This is a genomic window from Rhodopseudomonas sp. BR0C11, from assembly GCF_010820945.1.
GTDB lineage: Bacteria > Pseudomonadota > Alphaproteobacteria > Rhizobiales > Xanthobacteraceae > Rhodopseudomonas > Rhodopseudomonas palustris_H.
Genome location: NZ_QTKI01000080.1, coordinates 1 through 14,681, shown reverse-complemented (window position 1 = coordinate 14,681; position 14,681 = coordinate 1). Strand labels below are relative to the sequence as shown.

General features: G+C 65.8%; 17 protein-coding genes. 2 read left to right on the top strand and 15 right to left on the bottom strand.

Annotation, left to right across the window (positions count from 1 at the left end):
- Positions 1-456 precede the first annotated feature (456 nt).
- A complete protein-coding gene (locus tag DYI24_RS28275) occupies positions 457-837 on the bottom strand; it encodes a DUF6496 domain-containing protein (RefSeq protein ID WP_246701202.1) in 381 nt (126 codons plus the stop codon).
- A gap of 111 nt (positions 838-948) precedes the next feature.
- Positions 949-1,206 carry a sulfurtransferase TusA family protein gene (locus tag DYI24_RS09090; protein ID WP_164572053.1) on the bottom strand — a complete coding sequence of 86 codons (258 nt, stop codon included), beginning with the start codon at positions 1,204-1,206 and terminating at the stop codon, positions 949-951.
- A gap of 126 nt (positions 1,207-1,332) precedes the next feature.
- Between DYI24_RS09090 and mobA the strand changes: the two genes are divergently transcribed.
- Positions 1,333-1,953 carry a molybdenum cofactor guanylyltransferase MobA gene (gene mobA / locus DYI24_RS09085; protein WP_164572052.1) on the top strand — a complete coding sequence of 207 codons (621 nt, stop codon included), beginning with the start codon at positions 1,333-1,335 and terminating at the stop codon, positions 1,951-1,953.
- Positions 1,954-2,064: 111 nt separating this feature from the next.
- On the opposite strand, the gene DYI24_RS09080 is transcribed toward mobA, so the two are convergent.
- The gene (locus tag DYI24_RS09080) at positions 2,065-3,117 is read right to left on the bottom strand and encodes an alcohol dehydrogenase (RefSeq protein ID WP_107356433.1); all 1,053 of its coding nucleotides are present in this window, start codon (positions 3,115-3,117) and stop codon (positions 2,065-2,067) included.
- 79 nt (positions 3,118-3,196) lie between these two features.
- Entirely contained in the window at positions 3,197-4,186 is a 990-nt protein-coding gene (locus DYI24_RS09075) for an NAD(P)H-dependent flavin oxidoreductase (RefSeq protein ID WP_205523447.1), read from the bottom strand.
- An 84-nt stretch (positions 4,187-4,270) separates the two neighbouring features.
- Here DYI24_RS09075 and DYI24_RS09070 point away from each other — a divergent pair, with 84 nt between their 5' ends.
- Positions 4,271-5,833: an AMP-binding protein gene (locus DYI24_RS09070; protein WP_164572050.1), complete on the top strand. Its 1,563-nt coding sequence runs from the start codon at positions 4,271-4,273 to the stop codon at positions 5,831-5,833.
- A gap of 150 nt (positions 5,834-5,983) precedes the next feature.
- On the opposite strand, the gene DYI24_RS09065 is transcribed toward DYI24_RS09070, so the two are convergent.
- The 11 genes from DYI24_RS09065 to urtC form a co-directional block, all read right to left on the bottom strand.
- On the bottom strand, positions 5,984-6,706 hold the full coding sequence (locus DYI24_RS09065) for an urease accessory protein UreF (RefSeq protein WP_164572049.1): 723 nt from the start codon (positions 6,704-6,706) through the stop codon (positions 5,984-5,986).
- Positions 6,696-7,352 carry an urease accessory protein UreE gene (locus DYI24_RS09060; RefSeq protein WP_164572048.1) on the bottom strand — a complete coding sequence of 219 codons (657 nt, stop codon included), beginning with the start codon at positions 7,350-7,352 and terminating at the stop codon, positions 6,696-6,698. Before DYI24_RS09060 ends, DYI24_RS09065 begins: the two co-directional genes overlap by 11 nt.
- An 8-nt stretch (positions 7,353-7,360) precedes the next feature.
- The gene (locus tag DYI24_RS09055; RefSeq protein ID WP_142883169.1) at positions 7,361-7,660 is read right to left on the bottom strand and encodes a putative quinol monooxygenase; all 300 of its coding nucleotides are present in this window, start codon (positions 7,658-7,660) and stop codon (positions 7,361-7,363) included.
- Between the two features lie 293 nt (positions 7,661-7,953).
- Positions 7,954-9,666 carry an urease subunit alpha gene (gene ureC / locus DYI24_RS09050; protein WP_164572047.1) on the bottom strand — a complete coding sequence of 571 codons (1,713 nt, stop codon included), beginning with the start codon at positions 9,664-9,666 and terminating at the stop codon, positions 7,954-7,956.
- Positions 9,663-10,199: an HD domain-containing protein gene (locus DYI24_RS09045; RefSeq protein ID WP_107345418.1), complete on the bottom strand. Its 537-nt coding sequence runs from the start codon at positions 10,197-10,199 to the stop codon at positions 9,663-9,665. Before DYI24_RS09045 ends, ureC begins: the two co-directional genes overlap by 4 nt.
- A complete protein-coding gene (locus tag DYI24_RS09040; protein WP_164572046.1) occupies positions 10,199-10,504 on the bottom strand; it encodes an urease subunit beta in 306 nt (101 codons plus the stop codon). Before DYI24_RS09040 ends, DYI24_RS09045 begins: the two co-directional genes overlap by 1 nt.
- Before the next feature lie 159 nt (positions 10,505-10,663).
- The gene (locus DYI24_RS09035; RefSeq protein ID WP_011159202.1) at positions 10,664-10,966 is read right to left on the bottom strand and encodes an urease subunit gamma; all 303 of its coding nucleotides are present in this window, start codon (positions 10,964-10,966) and stop codon (positions 10,664-10,666) included.
- Between the two features lie 46 nt (positions 10,967-11,012).
- A complete protein-coding gene (locus DYI24_RS09030; protein ID WP_164572055.1) occupies positions 11,013-11,852 on the bottom strand; it encodes an urease accessory protein UreD in 840 nt (279 codons plus the stop codon).
- Between the two features lie 250 nt (positions 11,853-12,102).
- The gene (gene urtE, locus DYI24_RS09025) at positions 12,103-12,798 is read right to left on the bottom strand and encodes an urea ABC transporter ATP-binding subunit UrtE (protein WP_107345421.1); all 696 of its coding nucleotides are present in this window, start codon (positions 12,796-12,798) and stop codon (positions 12,103-12,105) included.
- A gap of 219 nt (positions 12,799-13,017) precedes the next feature.
- A complete protein-coding gene (urtD, locus tag DYI24_RS09020) occupies positions 13,018-13,782 on the bottom strand; it encodes an urea ABC transporter ATP-binding protein UrtD (RefSeq protein ID WP_164572045.1) in 765 nt (254 codons plus the stop codon).
- 4 nt (positions 13,783-13,786) lie between these two features.
- A partial coding sequence (gene urtC, locus DYI24_RS09015; RefSeq protein ID WP_164572044.1) for an urea ABC transporter permease subunit UrtC occupies positions 13,787-14,681 on the bottom strand: 895 nt, incomplete at its 5' end.

The following is a 14,681-nucleotide window of genomic DNA, read 5'->3' as shown; positions in this document are numbered from 1 at the left end:
CGCGCCGCGCCGTCTCGAACCATTGGCCGCGCGACATGCAACCGCTCATCCCGTCGAGACGCCCGGCTTTGCCGGGCTCCTCAGGATGAGGACTTTAGTGCGCTTGGAAAGGCCAAGTTCGCTTCAATCAATCGATGAAGCGCTCTAGCGGTCGCAGCTTGTAGAGCCTCATGGTGAGGAGGCGCGAAGCGCCGTCTCGAACCATGCGCCGCAGGCGATGTGGCTCCCCATCCTTCGAGACGCCCGGCTTTGCCGGGCTCCTCAGGATGAGGACTTCGGACGCTTGGCAAAGGCCAAATCCGCTTCAATCAATCGATGAAGCGCTCTAGCTTGCGAAACCGGAATCTCGAAGTTGTTTTGCGGCTGCGCGGACGAACCGTCAGTGCCCTGAACCTCCGGATTCCGGGTTCGCCGCTACGCGGCGCCCCGGAATGACTCGTGCTTGAGTGGTACGTTTCAGTCCGACGACTTCTTCTTGGCAGACTTGTTCTTGGCAGACTTGCGCGACGACGATTTGCGGCTAGACGATTTTCGGGCGGTGGATGTTTTTCGCGTACTGGATGACTTCGACGACTTGCGCCCCGATGACTTCTTCGTCCCGGCCCGCGTGCTGCTGGCCTTTGTCGTCCTCTTGGTCGTCTTCTTCGTCGTCTTACGGCGGGACTTAGTGGCCTTCTTGCTCGACGCCTTTGCAGCCTTCTTGCCGGTTTTCTTCTTTGGCACCTTCGCGCCTTCGGCGCGGGCTTCCGACAGACCGATCGCGATCGCTTGTTTGCGGCTCTTGACCTTCCTGCCGGAGCCGCCGCTCTTCAGCGTGCCGGCCTTGCGCTTCTTCATCGCGCGGCCGACCTTGGCGGACGCCTTCTTGGAATATTTCCGGGCCATGATCTCCTCCCTATGGAACGAAGATCAATGATGCCGGTCGGCGATGGTTCCTTGAGGGAGCTATCAGTCCTGCGCACCGTCCACAGCCGGTGCGCTGGCGAGCTTCTCGATGACGAACACGATCATCTCGTCGCTGCGCTCACTCGAGGTGATGCGATCGCCAGTCTCGCCGATCAGCACCGGAATATCGATCAGCGCCATCGGATCGGTGCAGCGGACTTCCAGCAGATCGCCGGGCTGCAAACGCGGCAGCGCCTTGCGGGTCTTGAGCACCGGCAGCGGGCATTTCAGCCCTGTGAGATCGAGAACAGTCTTGGCCATGGCGGCGGACGATGACGAAGCCGCGGCGCGCGGTCAATTGCCTTCGGCCTCGTTCTTATTGCCGAGCCGCGCCATGGTGAGCTAACCACGGGCATTGCCGAGTGACGACGTGGCGCGGAGTGCGCAATGGCTGATGTTCGACCACCCGCCGTCATCCTTGCCGGCGGCCTTGCCCGCCGGATGGGCGGCGGCGACAAACCGCTGCGGTCGATCGCCGGCCGGCCGCTGCTGGCTCATGTGATCGAGCGCCTGCAGCCGCAATGCGGCGCGCTGGCGCTCAACGCCAATGGCGATCCGAGCCGGTTCAGCCGCTTCGCCCTGCCGGTGATCGCCGATACGGTGCACGACTTCCCCGGCCCGCTCGCCGGCGTGCTGGCAGCGATGGAATGGGCGGCGACGGCGCAGCCGGGCGCGCACCACGTGTTGACCGTGCCGGGCGATTGTCCGTTTCTGCCATGCGATTTGGTGGCCCGGCTCGATCAGGCCCGACTCGCTGAGAATGCCGAGATTGCCGTGGCGGCATCCGGCGGCCACCTGCAGCCGGTGATTGCGCTGTGGCCGGTTGCGCTGCGCGAGGCGCTGCGAACCGCCTTGGTCGACGAGGACATCCGCAAGGTCGAACGCTTCACCGCGCGCTATCGGCGCGCCGAGGTGGAGTGGCCGGTGACGCCATTCGATCCGTTCTTCAACGCCAATACGCCGGAGGACGTCGCGGAAGCCGAACGCATCGTGGCGGGCGATCAATAGCAGGCCATCTCCCCGTCATTGCGAGCGGAGCGAAGCAATCCAGCCGCGTGCACCGAACTGGATTGCTTCGTCGGCTTCGCCTCCTCGCAATGACGGAGGCGATGTACGAGCCTATGGCGTCAGCACCGCGCGGCCGACCAGCTTGCCCTTCTGCAGATCGAGCAGCGCGTCGTAGGCTTGCGGCAAGGCTACCTTGGTGACCGGGATCGGCGACACCTTCTTGGCGCGGACGAGGTCGAGCAATTCCTGCGTCTCGGCGAGATTGCCGACGTAGCTGCCCTGGATGGTGATGGCGCGCATTGGGATGAACGGCAGCGCCCATGGGGCGCCGCCGCCGAACAGACCGACGATCACCAGCTTGCCGCCCTTGGTGAGACAATCGAAACCGAGCTGCGCGGTCTGCGGATTGCCGACCAGATCGAGCGCGCCGCGCACCGGGCCTTTGGCGATGGCGGCGATCTGCGCCAGCGCCTCGGGGGCCGCAGCATCGACGGTGCCGAGCGCGCCGGCCTTCTGTGCCGCGTCGCGCTTGGCTGCGTCGATATCGACCATGATGGCGCCCTTGCCACCCATTGCTTTGAGCAGCTCCAGCGCCATCAGTCCGAGTCCGCCGGCGCCGAAGATCACGATCGGGCTGTCGAGGCAGAAGTCGAGCTTCTTCAGCGCACTGTAGGTGGTGATACCGGAACACGCATAGGGCGCCGCGGTGACCGGATCGAGACCATCGAGGCTGAGCAGATAGCGCGGATGCGGCACGATCAGTTCGTCCGAATAGCCGCCGTCGCAATACACGCCGAGAAACCGCGGCTTCAGGCACATGTTCTCGTCGCCGGCTTTGCAAACATCGCATTCGCCGCAGCCGATCCACGGATAAACCAGCGCGACCTCGCCGATCTTGGCGTCCTTGGCATCAGGACCAGCGGCGACGATCTCACCGACGGTCTCGTGACCCATCGTCAGCGGCAGCGCGACGCCGCGGTCCTGCAGCGACAGCCGCTTGCGGCCGTGGCCGAGTTCGTAGCCGCCCTCCCAGATGTGCAGATCGCTGTGGCAGATGCCGGCGGCCTTGACGCGTACCAGCACTTGCGTGCCGGTCAATTCCGGCGTCGGCCGGTTGTCTTCGCTCAGCGGCTTGCCGAAATCGGTGACGCGAAAGCTCCTCATGGCGTAGTCTCCCGAGAGTGTTTTTGTTTATCGCCGAAGCATGCCACGGCGCCGCACGGTCGTCGATGGCTCGCGCAGCTTACGCCGCGCTGCGGAATTCGGCCGTGGTTTGCGCCACCAGCTCGGCGATCGGCACGATGCCGCCGATGCCCGACGCCGAATGGCCTGCGCTCCAGATATCGCGCCACCGCTTCGGCCGATCCTCCCGCGCGCCGACATCGATGTCCTTGCCGATATCGATGCCGCCGCGCTCCGGCAGATCGTCGGGATCGAGCCCGGCGGCGACGATCGATGGGCGCAGCATGTTGGTCTGCAGCCCGGTGAACGCTTTGGTGAGCAGGATGTCGTCGGCGCTCGCCTCCACCAGCATCGCCTTGTAGCGCGGATCGGCAAGGCTCTCTTCGGTGGCGATGAACTTGGTGCCCATGTAGCCGAGATCGCAGCCGAGCGTCATCGCGGCGCGCAGCGCGACGCCGTCACTGATGCCGCCGGCGAGCACGATCACACCGTCGAAGAATTGCCGCACCGCACGCACGAAGGCGAACGGATTGAGCCACCCGGTCTGGCCGCCGGCACCGGCGGTGAGCAGCACCAAGCCGTCAACGCCGGCCGCTACCGCGCGTTCGGCATGACGAATGCTCGCAACGTCGGCCAGCACCATCGCGCCGACATCGTGCAGCGGTGCGATCACCGGTTGCGGCGAGCCGACGCTGGTGATCACCACCTCCGGCCGATGCTGCAGCAGCAGTTTCAGATCGTCGCCGAGCCGCACGTTGGAGCGGTGCACGATCAGGTTGGGGCACCACGGCGCGGCGGGCCGGCCGCTCGCCTGCTCGTGCGCCGCGATTCGGCGGGTGATCTCGCCGAGCCAGTCACCGAGTTGTTCCGTCGTACGGCAATTCACCGTGGGAAACGATCCGATCACGCCGCTACTACACGCCGCAGCCACCAGATCGACGCCCGACACCAGAAACATTGGTGCTGCAATCAGCGGCAAACTGAGACGATCGCCGAAGCGCGCCAGACGGTCGGATGATTTCACGGCAGTTTCCTCCTGCTCTGTTTGCATCGGCACGGGTCTGCCGTGCTAGTGTCGTTGCCGAACATTGGCACGCCCAACAGCCGATGACAAAGACAAGGGAGACACGACGCCATGACTGCCGAGCTCAACGCTTTTCCGACCGCAGGCACGCAAACGTTGCGAGCGCTGGCGCGCTATCCGTCGCGCACCGCGTTCGCCTGGCCCGGCGGCAGCTTGAGCTATCGCGGCGCCACCGACATGATCGGCAGCATCCAGAAGGTGTTCATGGGGCTCGGCCTGCAGCCCGGCACGCGCGTCGCGCTGCTCACCGCCAATCGCGCCGAGACCTGGTGCGCCGGCGTCGCGGCGCAGCTCTGCCGCTTCGCCATCACCTGGCTGCATCCGCTCGGCTCGCGCCAGGATCAGCTCGATCAAATCGAGGACTCCGAAGCCGCGGTGCTGATCGTCGACGCTGCAGCTTTTCTAGAGCGCGGCGGCGCGCTTGCCGCCCAGGCGACCGGCCTGCGCCACATCTTCACCATCGGCCGGGCCGACTACGGGCTCGATCTGCTGATCGCGCTGGATCAGGCCGGCAGCGCCACGCCGCGCGACTTTGCGCGGCTCGACGACGTGGCGGTGCTGAACTACACCGGCGGCACCACCGGCAAGTCCAAGGGCGCGCTGCGCCACCATCGCGAGAACGCCGGTTTCGCCAACGCGATCCTGGCCGATTTCGAAATCCCGTTCGATCCGCGCTATCTCACGGTGGCGCCGATCAGCCATGTCGCCGGCACCAAGGTGCTGCCGTCGCTGATCCGCGGCGGCACCATCCACATGATGAAGGGGTTCGATCCCGAAGCGGTGCTGCAGACGATCGAGCGCGAGAAGATCAATTTCACGCTGTTCGTGCCGACGATGGTCTATGTGCTGCTCGATCATCCGTCGCTCGCCAAGACCGATCTGTCGTCGCTCGATCTGGTGCTGTACGGCGCCTCGCCGATGTCGCCGACGCGGCTGGTCGAAGGCATCGAGCGGATTGGCCCGGTGTTCTCGCAGCTCTACGGCCAGACCGAGTGCTATCCGGTGTCGGTGCTGCGCAAGGCCGATCATGATCCGAAGCAGCCGGAGCTGTTCCTGTCGTGCGGCTTCCCGATCGCGGCCTGCGATGCCCGGATTCTCGACGAGAACGATCAGGAAGTGCCGCTCGGCGAGGCCGGCGAGATCTGCGTGCGCGCGCCGCATGTGATGGCGGAATATTGGAAGCGCCCGGAGCAGACCGCCGAAACGCTGAAGAGCGGCTGGCTGCACACCGGCGATATCGCCAAGCAGGACGACCGCGGCTACATGTATATTCTCGACCGCAAGAAGGACATGATCGTGTCCGGCGGCTTCAACATCTTTCCGCGCGAGGTCGAGGACGTGTTGTCGACGCATCAGGACGTCGCGATGGTCGCGGTGGTCGGCGTGCCGGACGACAAATGGGGCGAAGCCGTCACCGCGGTGGTGGTCGCCAAGCCCGGCACCAAGCCCGACGAGCGCGAACTGATCGAACTGGTGAAGACCCGCAAGGGCTCGGCGCATGCACCGAAGCAAGTCAAGTTCGTCCCGGAACTGCCGATGACCGGCGTCGGCAAGATCGACAAGAAAGTCCTGCGCGCCGGCTTCTGGGCCGGCCGCGACCGGATGGTGGGGTAGTTCCGATCACTCGCCGGCCTGCGGCGAGTTCTTATCACCCACCCTCGTCATTCCGGGGCGCGCGCAGCGCGAACCCGGAATCTGACACGCATACGACTTCGAGATTCCGGGTTCGCTTGCTGTCAAGCGGCTCGGAATGACACCTTGGTCCTACGACCGAAACAGCCGCGTGTATTGCGTCTCGTGGCGCAGGCTGGCGAGGTCGGCGCGGAAGGTGGCGCTGCCGAGGTCGTCGAGTGAGGCGACGAGCGCGCGCGTGCCAGTAGCGATCACCGCCGGCTCCAGTGCGGCGAGCACGCGCTGGCTGTCGGTCTGGCCGAGCGGGATCAGCCGCGCGCCGGCCGAGATCCAGTTCGACGTCACCGCATGCAGGAAGCCGTGCAGCGTCGCCGGCAGCGGCACGCCGTGCGAGGCGCTGACGAGACCGACCGCGACCGGATAGGCGATCGCCTCGCCGCATGCCGTCACCGCACGGCCGAGGCCGTCGCTGTCCCAGGCCTTGCGGGCGATCTCGATGAAGGCGCGGCCCTGCGACAGCGTCTCGAGCTGGCGCTCCGCCGAGGTGACGAACGCCGCGGCGAGTTCGGCGACAGCGGACAGGCCGGCGTCGTCGCCGCGCTCGGTGGCGCGATAGGCGTGGCTGAGCAGCACCGCGTCGCAGAATCCGGCGCCATGCTGCAGCATCGCGTCGAGCCAATCGCGCAGCGTCGCAGCGTCGGTGACGTCGCCCGCCTCCACCGCCCATTCGATGCCGCTGGAATACGAGAACGCCCCGACCGGGAACGCCGGCGACAGCCAGGTCATCAGCCGGAACAGCGCAGCGCTCTGCTCCGCCGGCAGCGGCTGCGCCGACGCCTCCGGCTCAGTGCTCATGCTTGTGCGAGTGGCCGCAATGCTCGTCATGGACATGATGGTCGTGGCCATGATGATCATGCCCGCAGCAGCCGCCATCAGCATGATCGTGGTCGTGATGCGCGTGACCATGATGGCCATGATCGTGATGGCCGTGACCATGGTGGCGATCGTGGTGAGCATGATCATGCTGACCATGATCGTGATGCGCGTGCGCCGCCTCGCCGCTGTCGTGCGCCGGTGCGTAAGCGCCGCCTTCCGGATCGAACGGCGCTTCGATCTCCACCACCTTGCCGCCGAGGCCGCGGACCATGTCGGCGATGACGTGGTCGCGGCGGATGCGCAGCGCTTTCGCCATCAGTTGCGTCGGCAGATGGCGGTTGCCGAGATGCCAGGCGAGCCGCACCAGGTGCTGCGGATCATGACCGCGGATCTCGAGCAGCGGCTCCGGCGCCGCGACTACTTCCACCAGCCGCCCGTCTTCCAGCACCAGCGCGTCGCCGCCGCGCAGCGCCACCGCCTGCTCCAGATCGAGCAGGAACGACAGTCCCCGCGTCCCGGTCATCGCCATGCGGCGGCGATGCCGATCGTCGAAATCGAGCACGACGGTGTCGGCCGGGGTGTCGGTCCAGCGATGCTGGCCGCGGACGGCGGTGGCGCGGATCATGGTGTCTCCTATCTGGTCACGACGTTCGCCGGCGTGATGATCTCGATCTTCGGAGGCGCGGCGAAGCAGGTGACGGCGACGCGACCGAACGTCTTCATGTGCTCGGCCTTGCGATGCGGCTCCAGCGCTTCGGCGTTTTCCCACTGCTCGACGAACACCATCTTGGAAGGTTCGGTGACGCTCTCGTGCAGGTCGTAGGCGATGTTGCCGGGCTCCTTGCGCGTCTCGGCGATGCAGGCTTTGGCAGCGGCGATCAGTTCGGCACGCATTTCGGGCTTCACGGTCAAAGTGGCGACGACATAGATCACGAATATTCCTCCCGGCGGTTTGTGTCTGCAAGGCCGGACATGCGCCGGCGCGCGGGACATTAGGCGGATGCGTCGGGGATGCAAAGGGGATGGCACGACGCTTGAGGCGCCAGTGAGCGCGCACCTCGCCACCCACACCACCGTCATCGCCCGGCTTGACCGGGCGACCCAGTATTCCAGGGCGTCCGTCGCGGAATCCAGCGCCAAAGGCGAGCGCTCTGGGATACTGGGTCCCCCGCTTTCGCGGGGGATGACGATTGTTGGTGTGGCGGATGCTGTGCTTCGCTTACCCCTCAGAACATGAAGTATCTCTGCGCCAGCGGCAGCACGTCGGCCGGCGCGCAGGTCAGGAGTTCGCCGTCGGCGCGGACTTCGTAGGTCTCGGGATCGACTTCGAGCTTCGGCGTGGCGTCGTTGTGAATCATGCTCTTCTTGGAGATGCCGCCGCGGACGTTGCTGATCGGGACCAGTTTCTTGGCGATGCCGAGGTCACGGGCGAGATTGCCGGCGGCGGCGGCCTGCGAGGTGAACACCACCGACGACGCTGTCAGCGCCTTGCCGAAGGCACCGAACATCGGCTGATAGTGCACTGGCTGCGGCGTCGGGATCGAGGCGTTGGGATCGCCCATCGGCGCCGCGACGATGCTGCCGCCCTTGATGATGCAGTCCGGCTTGACGCCGAAGAACGCCGGCGACCACAGCACGAGGTCGGCCATCTTGCCGGTCTCGACCGAGCCGATCAGCTTCGACACGCCATGCGCGATCGCCGGATTGATGGTGTACTTGGCAATGTAGCGCTTGACCCGGAAGTTATCATTCCGCGAGGAGTCCTTCGGCAGCGCGCCGCGCTGCTTCTTCATCTTGTCGGCGGTCTGCCAGGTGCGGATGATCACTTCGCCGAGCCGGCCCATCGCCTGACTATCGGACGACATCATCGACAGCGCGCCGAGGTCGTGCAGGATGTCCTCGGCCGCGATCGTCTCCTTGCGGATGCGGCTCTCGGCGAACGCCAGATCCTCGGCGATCGACGGATCGAGATGGTGGCACACCATCAGCATGTCGAGATGCTCGTCGATGGTGTTCCTGGTGAACGGCCGCGTCGGGTTGGTCGACGACGGCAGCACATTGTCGAGGCTCGCGACCTTGATGATGTCCGGCGCGTGGCCGCCGCCGGCGCCTTCGGTGTGGAAGGCGTGAATGGTGCGGCCCTTGAACGCCTTCACGGTGTCTTCAACGAAGCCCGACTCGTTGAGCGTGTCGGTGTGGATCATCACCTGGATGTCGTACTCGTCGGCGACAGTGAGGCAATTGTCGATCGCCGCCGGTGTCGTACCCCAGTCCTCGTGCAGCTTGAGCGCACAGGCCCCGCCTTCGATCATCTCCTTCAGCGGGCCGGGCAACGCGGCGTTGCCCTTGCCGGAGATGCCGAGATTGACCGGAAACGCATCGAACGACTGAATCATCCGGCCGATGTGCCACGGGCCCGGCGTGCAGGTCGTCGCGAAGGTGCCGTGCGACGGGCCGGTGCCGCCGCCCAGCATCGTGGTGACGCCGCTCATCAGCGCATGTTCGATCTGCTGCGGGCAGATGAAATGGATGTGGCTGTCGAACCCGCCGGCGGTGAGGATCTTGCCTTCGCCGGCGATCACGTCGGTGCCGGGACCGATGATGATATCGACATTGGGTTGGATGTCCGGATTGCCGGCCTTGCCGATCGCTGTGATCACGCCGGCCGTGATGGCGACATCGGCTTTGACGATGCCCCAATGGTCGACGATCAGCGCGTTGGTGATCACCGTGTCGGCGGCGCCCTCTGCGTTGGTCACCTGCGACTGGCCCATCCCATCGCGGATCACCTTGCCGCCGCCGAATTTCACCTCCTCGCCATAGGTGGTGAGATCCTTCTCGACCTCGATGATCAGATCGGTGTCGGCGAGCCGGACGCGGTCGCCGGTGGTCGGGCCGAACATGTCGGCATAGACGGAACGTGCAATCTTGGTGCTCACAACACGGCCCTCCCGCGCGCGGCGGTTTCGTCGAATAAACGTTCGAGGTGATCGTTGACGCCGCGGCAGCCGGCCGCGACCTTTTCGGCCCAATCGAGATAGTCGAGCAGCCGGTCGCGTTCCCAATCGTCCGGCGGCGACAGGATCAGCGAGCGAAGATTGCTGATCTTGTCGGCGAGCTTGATCATCTTGGCGCGCGGCGCCAGATGCGGCGCGTGCTCGATCTGCAGCCGCTTGCGCTCGGCCTTCGGCAGCGTCTTGTCGTCGGTGCAGGCGACGACCAGCTCGGCGACGTCTTCGCTGAACAGCTCGGCGAGATCGTCGCGCGTGACGCCGGTGTCCTCGATGGTGTCGTGCAGCCAGCCGGCGGCCACCAGCGGCGCATCGGCGCCCTCCGTCGCGACCGTCAGCAGCAGCGCAACCTCGGCGAGGTGATTGACGTAAGGCTCCTTGTCGGCGCCCTTGCGCCGCGTCCCGGCATGTTTTCGCGCGGCGAAGTCGGCAGCGCGAGACACCAGCACGAGATCCGTCATTACAGCTTGCCCATCACGTCGCCGCGGAAGCCGTAGATCGTGCGACTGCCGGCGAGCGCGACCAGCTGGACGTCGCGGCTCTGGCCGGGCTCGAAGCGCACGGCGGTGCCGGCCGCGATGTCGAGCCGCATGCCGCGGGCCCTGTCACGGTCGAATTGCAGCGCCGGGTTGGTTTCGAAGAAATGATAGTGCGAGCCGACCTGGATCGGCCGGTCGCCGGTGTTGGCCACCGTCAGCGTCACCGTGGCGCGCCCGGCGTTGAGCTCGATCTCGCCGTCTTCGATGAACAGTTCACCGGGGATCATCGACTTTCTCCTACAAGCTCATGGTTCGAGACGCCCGACTACGCTCTTCGAGCGCCGCCGGGCTCCTCACCATGAGGGCTTCGACTCGCACGGCCCTCATCCTGAGGAGCGCCCGCAGGGCGCGTCTCGAAGGATGGGTGACAGGGAAACACACCGCCACTACCGGATCGGCTGGTGCACGGTGACGAGCTTGGTGCCGTCGGGGAATGTGGCTTCGACCTGGATGTCGTGAATCATTTCGGCAATGCCGTCCATGCACTGGTCGCGGGTGATCACCTGGGCGCCGGCGTGCATCAGTTCGGCGACGCTGCGGCCGTCGCGCGCGCCCTCGACGATGAAATCGGTGATCAGCGCCACAGCCTCGGGATGGTTGAGCTTGACGCCGCGCTCGAGCCGGCGGCGGGCGACCATCGCTGCCATCGAGACCAGCAGCTTGTCCTTTTCGCGGGGGGAGAGGTTCATGAAGGCACTCGATCGAATGAGCCTGAAATTCGGACGTGACGCGGGATCAACTCAGCCACAGCCGCGGCAGCGCGCGGCCGGCGGCGCGGCCGAGAACGGTCATCATGTCGGCGCGCAGCTTCGCGGCATTTTGGGCGCAGAACCGGGCCATTGCAAACCCATTCCACGCCGAAATCCCAACCTCGACGCCGAACATATCGGCCGCCTCGCGCAGCCGCTCGACCAGGGCCGCATCGCCCGGCACAATCAATGCGGTGCCGATCGCGACGCCGGCTTTGGCCACTGCAGCGCGTGCCAAGAGGGCACCGATCTCGCCATCGAGCCGCACGGTTTCGGCGAACAGCAATTTGCCACTGCGCCGCATCCGCCAGCGGTCGACGAAGCGGCCGTGCTGCATGGTCTCGCCCATCGCCGAGCGGCCGAAGATCACCATCTCGGACAGCAGCAGCGAAGCATCGCCCGCAAGCTCGATATCGATCCGGCGCTCGGCGCGGGCCTGATCGAACAAGATGGTCTCCTGCGGCAGCCACGCCAGATGGCCGCCGCTTGCGACCTTGAGGGTGATATCGAGCTGCGCAGCTGGACCGTGCGAGCGATACACCTTCTCGGCCGCCGCCGTGGTCAGTGTCAATCGCGCATCAGCCTGAACGTCGAGGCTGACGCTGAAGCGATCCCCACCGGCGACGCCGCCGGCGGTATTCACCAGCACAGCCGACAGCCCCTGCTGCTCCGGCGATGGAAAGCGCACCCGGAGCGATCCGGCTTCGTGCACCGGTCCGCGCCGGGTGACGCCGCCATCCGCCCGCACCTCGACGGCAATTTCCCCGACCGCGCGATTGGCGGCGAAGGTCTGCGAGGTGATGAGGCTGGTATCGGTCTCGATCATGCCGAGTATCCGCGGCGCCACGAAGGCAGCGCGCTCCCTCGTCCCGAGCACGGCGAGCTCCCTCGCCCCGCTGTTGCGGGGAGAGGGCTGGGGTGAGGGGCGACGCGGGTCGCAGGCTCTCGGCTCTGCGGAAGCGCCCCCTCACCCGATCGGCATCGCTGAGCGACGCCGATCGACCTCTCCCCGCGCGCGGGGAGAGGTGAAGAGAGGCGCGCGTGGTGATGCCGAAGCTGATGAGTCAAAAGCCGTCCTACAGCGCCATCTGCCGGCTGATCTCGGCGGGGTCGAGGCTGGCGCGGTCGCAGGTGTACTTCACTGCGCCGCGATCCATCACCGCGAAGCTGTCGCCGAGCTCGCAGGCGAAATCGAGATATTGTTCGACCAGCACAATGGCGATGTTGCCGAGATTGCGCAAATACGAAATCGCCCGGCCGATGTCCTTGATGATCGACGGTTGAATGCCTTCGGTCGGCTCGTCGAGCAGCAGCACCTTGGGCCGCATCACCAGCGCGCGGCCGATCGCGAGCTGCTGCTGCTGGCCGCCGGACAGGTCGCCGCCGCGCCGCTTCAGCATCGAGTTGAGCACCGGAAACAGCGAGAACACATCGTCGGGGATCGACTTGTCGGCGCGCTTCAGCGGCGCGTAGCCGGTCTTGAGATTCTCTTCGACCGTAAGCAGCGGAAAGATCTCGCGGCCCTGCGGCACCAGCGAGATGCCGCGCCGCGCCCGCTCATACGGCTTCAGATGCGAGATGTCGGTGCCGTCGAAGGTGATTGCACCGGACGAGATCGGCTGCTGTCCCACCAGCGCACGCAGCAGACTGGTCTTGCCGACGCCGTTGCGGCCAAGCACACACGTGACCTTGCCGGGCTCCGCCGCGATCGACACGCCCCGGAGCGCCTGCGCGGCGCCGTAGTACAGATTGATATTGTCGACGGTGAGCATGGGCTCGTCCTCAATATGTAACTTCAGCAAGAGCCGGCGTACTCGGCACGGCCGTCGTCCCGTCCACGGACGTCATCCCCCGCGGATGCGGGGGATCCAGTACGCCGCAGCGCTGCGGTGAACACGCGGCGCCCTGGGATACTGGGTCGCTCGCCTGCGCGGGCGATGACGGTGCAGCGTGGGGAGACGGCGCGAGAAACAACCCAGCAAGAATCATCCTCACCGCCCCAGATACACTTCGACGACTCGTTCGTTGGCCGAGACGTCGTCGATCGAGCCTTCGGCCAGCACGGTGCCTTCGTGCAGGCAGGTGACTTTGACGCCGAGTTCGCGCACGAAGGTCATGTCGTGCTCGACCACCATCACGGTCTTGTCGTGGCTGTTGATCTCGCGCAGCAACTCCGCGGTCTGCTGGGTTTCGACGTCGGTCATGCCGGCGACCGGTTCGTCGACCAGCAACACCTTGGGGTCCTGTGCCAGCAGCATGCCGATTTCCAGCCACTGCTTCTGGCCGTGCGACAGCGAGCCGGCGAGCCGGTCGCGGGCGTCGCGCAGGCGGATGATGTCGAGCACGCGCTCGATCCGCTCGCTCTCGTCCCTGCTCCGCCGCCAGAACAGCGTGCCGCGGACGCTGTGATCGACGTTGAGGGCCAGAAGCAGATTGTCCTCGATGGTCTGGCTTTCGAACACCGTCGGCTTCTGGAATTTGCGGCCGATGCCGAGCTTGGCGATCTCGGTCTCGTCGAGTTTGGTGAGGTCGACGGTGCCATCGAACACCACCTCGCCTTTGTCAGGTTTGGTCTTGCCGGTGATGATATCCATCATCGTGGTCTTGCCGGCGCCGTTTGGGCCGATGATCGCCCGCATCTCGCCGGGTTCCAGCGTCAGCGACAGGTTGTTGATGGCGTGGAAGCCATCGAACGAGACGTGGACGCCGTCGAGATACAGCATCGCCGAGGTCGAGCGGGTTTCAAGCATGCTCATGACGTCACTCCGCCGGCTTCGGTTGGATCACGCCGTCTTCCCGCGCCGCGCTGTCCGCGGCGTCGGTCGGCGGCAGCTTGCGCGAGGCCAGCCACGCATTGACGGTGCCGACGATGCCCTTCGGCAGCAGCAGCGTCACCGCCACGAACAGGGCGCCGAGCATGAACAGCCAATACGGTGCCAGCGGCCCGGAGGTGAACACCGTCTTGGCGTAGTTGACGACGATCGCACCCAGCGCGGCGCCGACCAGCGTGCCGCGACCGCCGACCGCGACCCAGATCACCGCCTCGATCGAATTGCCGGGGGCGAATTCGCTCGGGTTGATGATGCCGACCTGCGGGACGTACAGCGCGCCCGCGACGCCGGCCATGCAGGCCGACAGCGTGAACACGAACAGCTTGTAGGACTCGACGCGATAGCCGAGGAACCGGGTGCGGCTTTCGGCATCGCGGATCGCAATCAGCACCTTGCCGAGCTTGGAGGTGACGACCGCCCGGCAGATGAAGAAGCCGATCGCCAGCGCCAGACAGCTCAGCATGAACAGCGCCGCGCGGGTGCCGTCGGCCTGGACGTTGAAGCCGAGGATGTCCTTGAAATCGGTCAGGCCGTTATTGCCGCCGAAACCGAAATCGTTGCGGAAGAACGCCAGCAGCAACGCATAGGTCATCGCTTGCGTGATGATCGACAGATACACGCCGGTGACGCGAGAGCGGAATGCCAGCCAGCCGAAGCCAAACGCGAGCAGGCCCGGCACCAGCAGCACCATCACGGCCGCAAACCAGAACATGTCGAAGCCGTACCAGTACCAGGGCAGCTCCTTCCAGTTCAGGAACACCATGAAGTCCGGCAGGGTCGGATTGGCATAGACGCCGCGGGTGCCGATCTGGCGCATCAGATAC

What these genes read in the sequence shown, in the direction of transcription:
- DYI24_RS28275 (WP_246701202.1), bottom strand. Translation starts at nt 837, where the DNA reads ATGAAGAAGCGCAAGGCCGGCACGCTGAAGAGCGGCGGCTCCGGCAGG.
- DYI24_RS09090 (WP_164572053.1), bottom strand. Translation starts at nt 1,206, where the DNA reads ATGGCCAAGACTGTTCTCGATCTCACAGGGCTGAAATGCCCGCTGCCG.
- mobA (WP_164572052.1), top strand. Translation starts at nt 1,333, where the DNA reads ATGGCTGATGTTCGACCACCCGCCGTCATCCTTGCCGGCGGCCTTGCC.
- DYI24_RS09080 (WP_107356433.1), bottom strand. Translation starts at nt 3,117, where the DNA reads ATGAGGAGCTTTCGCGTCACCGATTTCGGCAAGCCGCTGAGCGAAGAC.
- DYI24_RS09075 (WP_205523447.1), bottom strand. Translation starts at nt 4,186, where the DNA reads ATGCAAACAGAGCAGGAGGAAACTGCCGTGAAATCATCCGACCGTCTG.
- DYI24_RS09070 (WP_164572050.1), top strand. Translation starts at nt 4,271, where the DNA reads ATGACTGCCGAGCTCAACGCTTTTCCGACCGCAGGCACGCAAACGTTG.
- DYI24_RS09065 (WP_164572049.1), bottom strand. Translation starts at nt 6,706, where the DNA reads ATGAGCACTGAGCCGGAGGCGTCGGCGCAGCCGCTGCCGGCGGAGCAG.
- DYI24_RS09060 (WP_164572048.1), bottom strand. Translation starts at nt 7,352, where the DNA reads ATGATCCGCGCCACCGCCGTCCGCGGCCAGCATCGCTGGACCGACACC.
- DYI24_RS09045 (WP_107345418.1), bottom strand. Translation starts at nt 10,199, where the DNA reads ATGACGGATCTCGTGCTGGTGTCTCGCGCTGCCGACTTCGCCGCGCGA.
- DYI24_RS09040 (WP_164572046.1), bottom strand. Translation starts at nt 10,504, where the DNA reads ATGATCCCCGGTGAACTGTTCATCGAAGACGGCGAGATCGAGCTCAAC.
- DYI24_RS09035 (WP_011159202.1), bottom strand. Translation starts at nt 10,966, where the DNA reads ATGAACCTCTCCCCCCGCGAAAAGGACAAGCTGCTGGTCTCGATGGCA.
- DYI24_RS09030 (WP_164572055.1), bottom strand. Translation starts at nt 11,852, where the DNA reads ATGATCGAGACCGATACCAGCCTCATCACCTCGCAGACCTTCGCCGCC.
- urtE (WP_107345421.1), bottom strand. Translation starts at nt 12,798, where the DNA reads ATGCTCACCGTCGACAATATCAATCTGTACTACGGCGCCGCGCAGGCG.
- urtD (WP_164572045.1), bottom strand. Translation starts at nt 13,782, where the DNA reads ATGAGCATGCTTGAAACCCGCTCGACCTCGGCGATGCTGTATCTCGAC.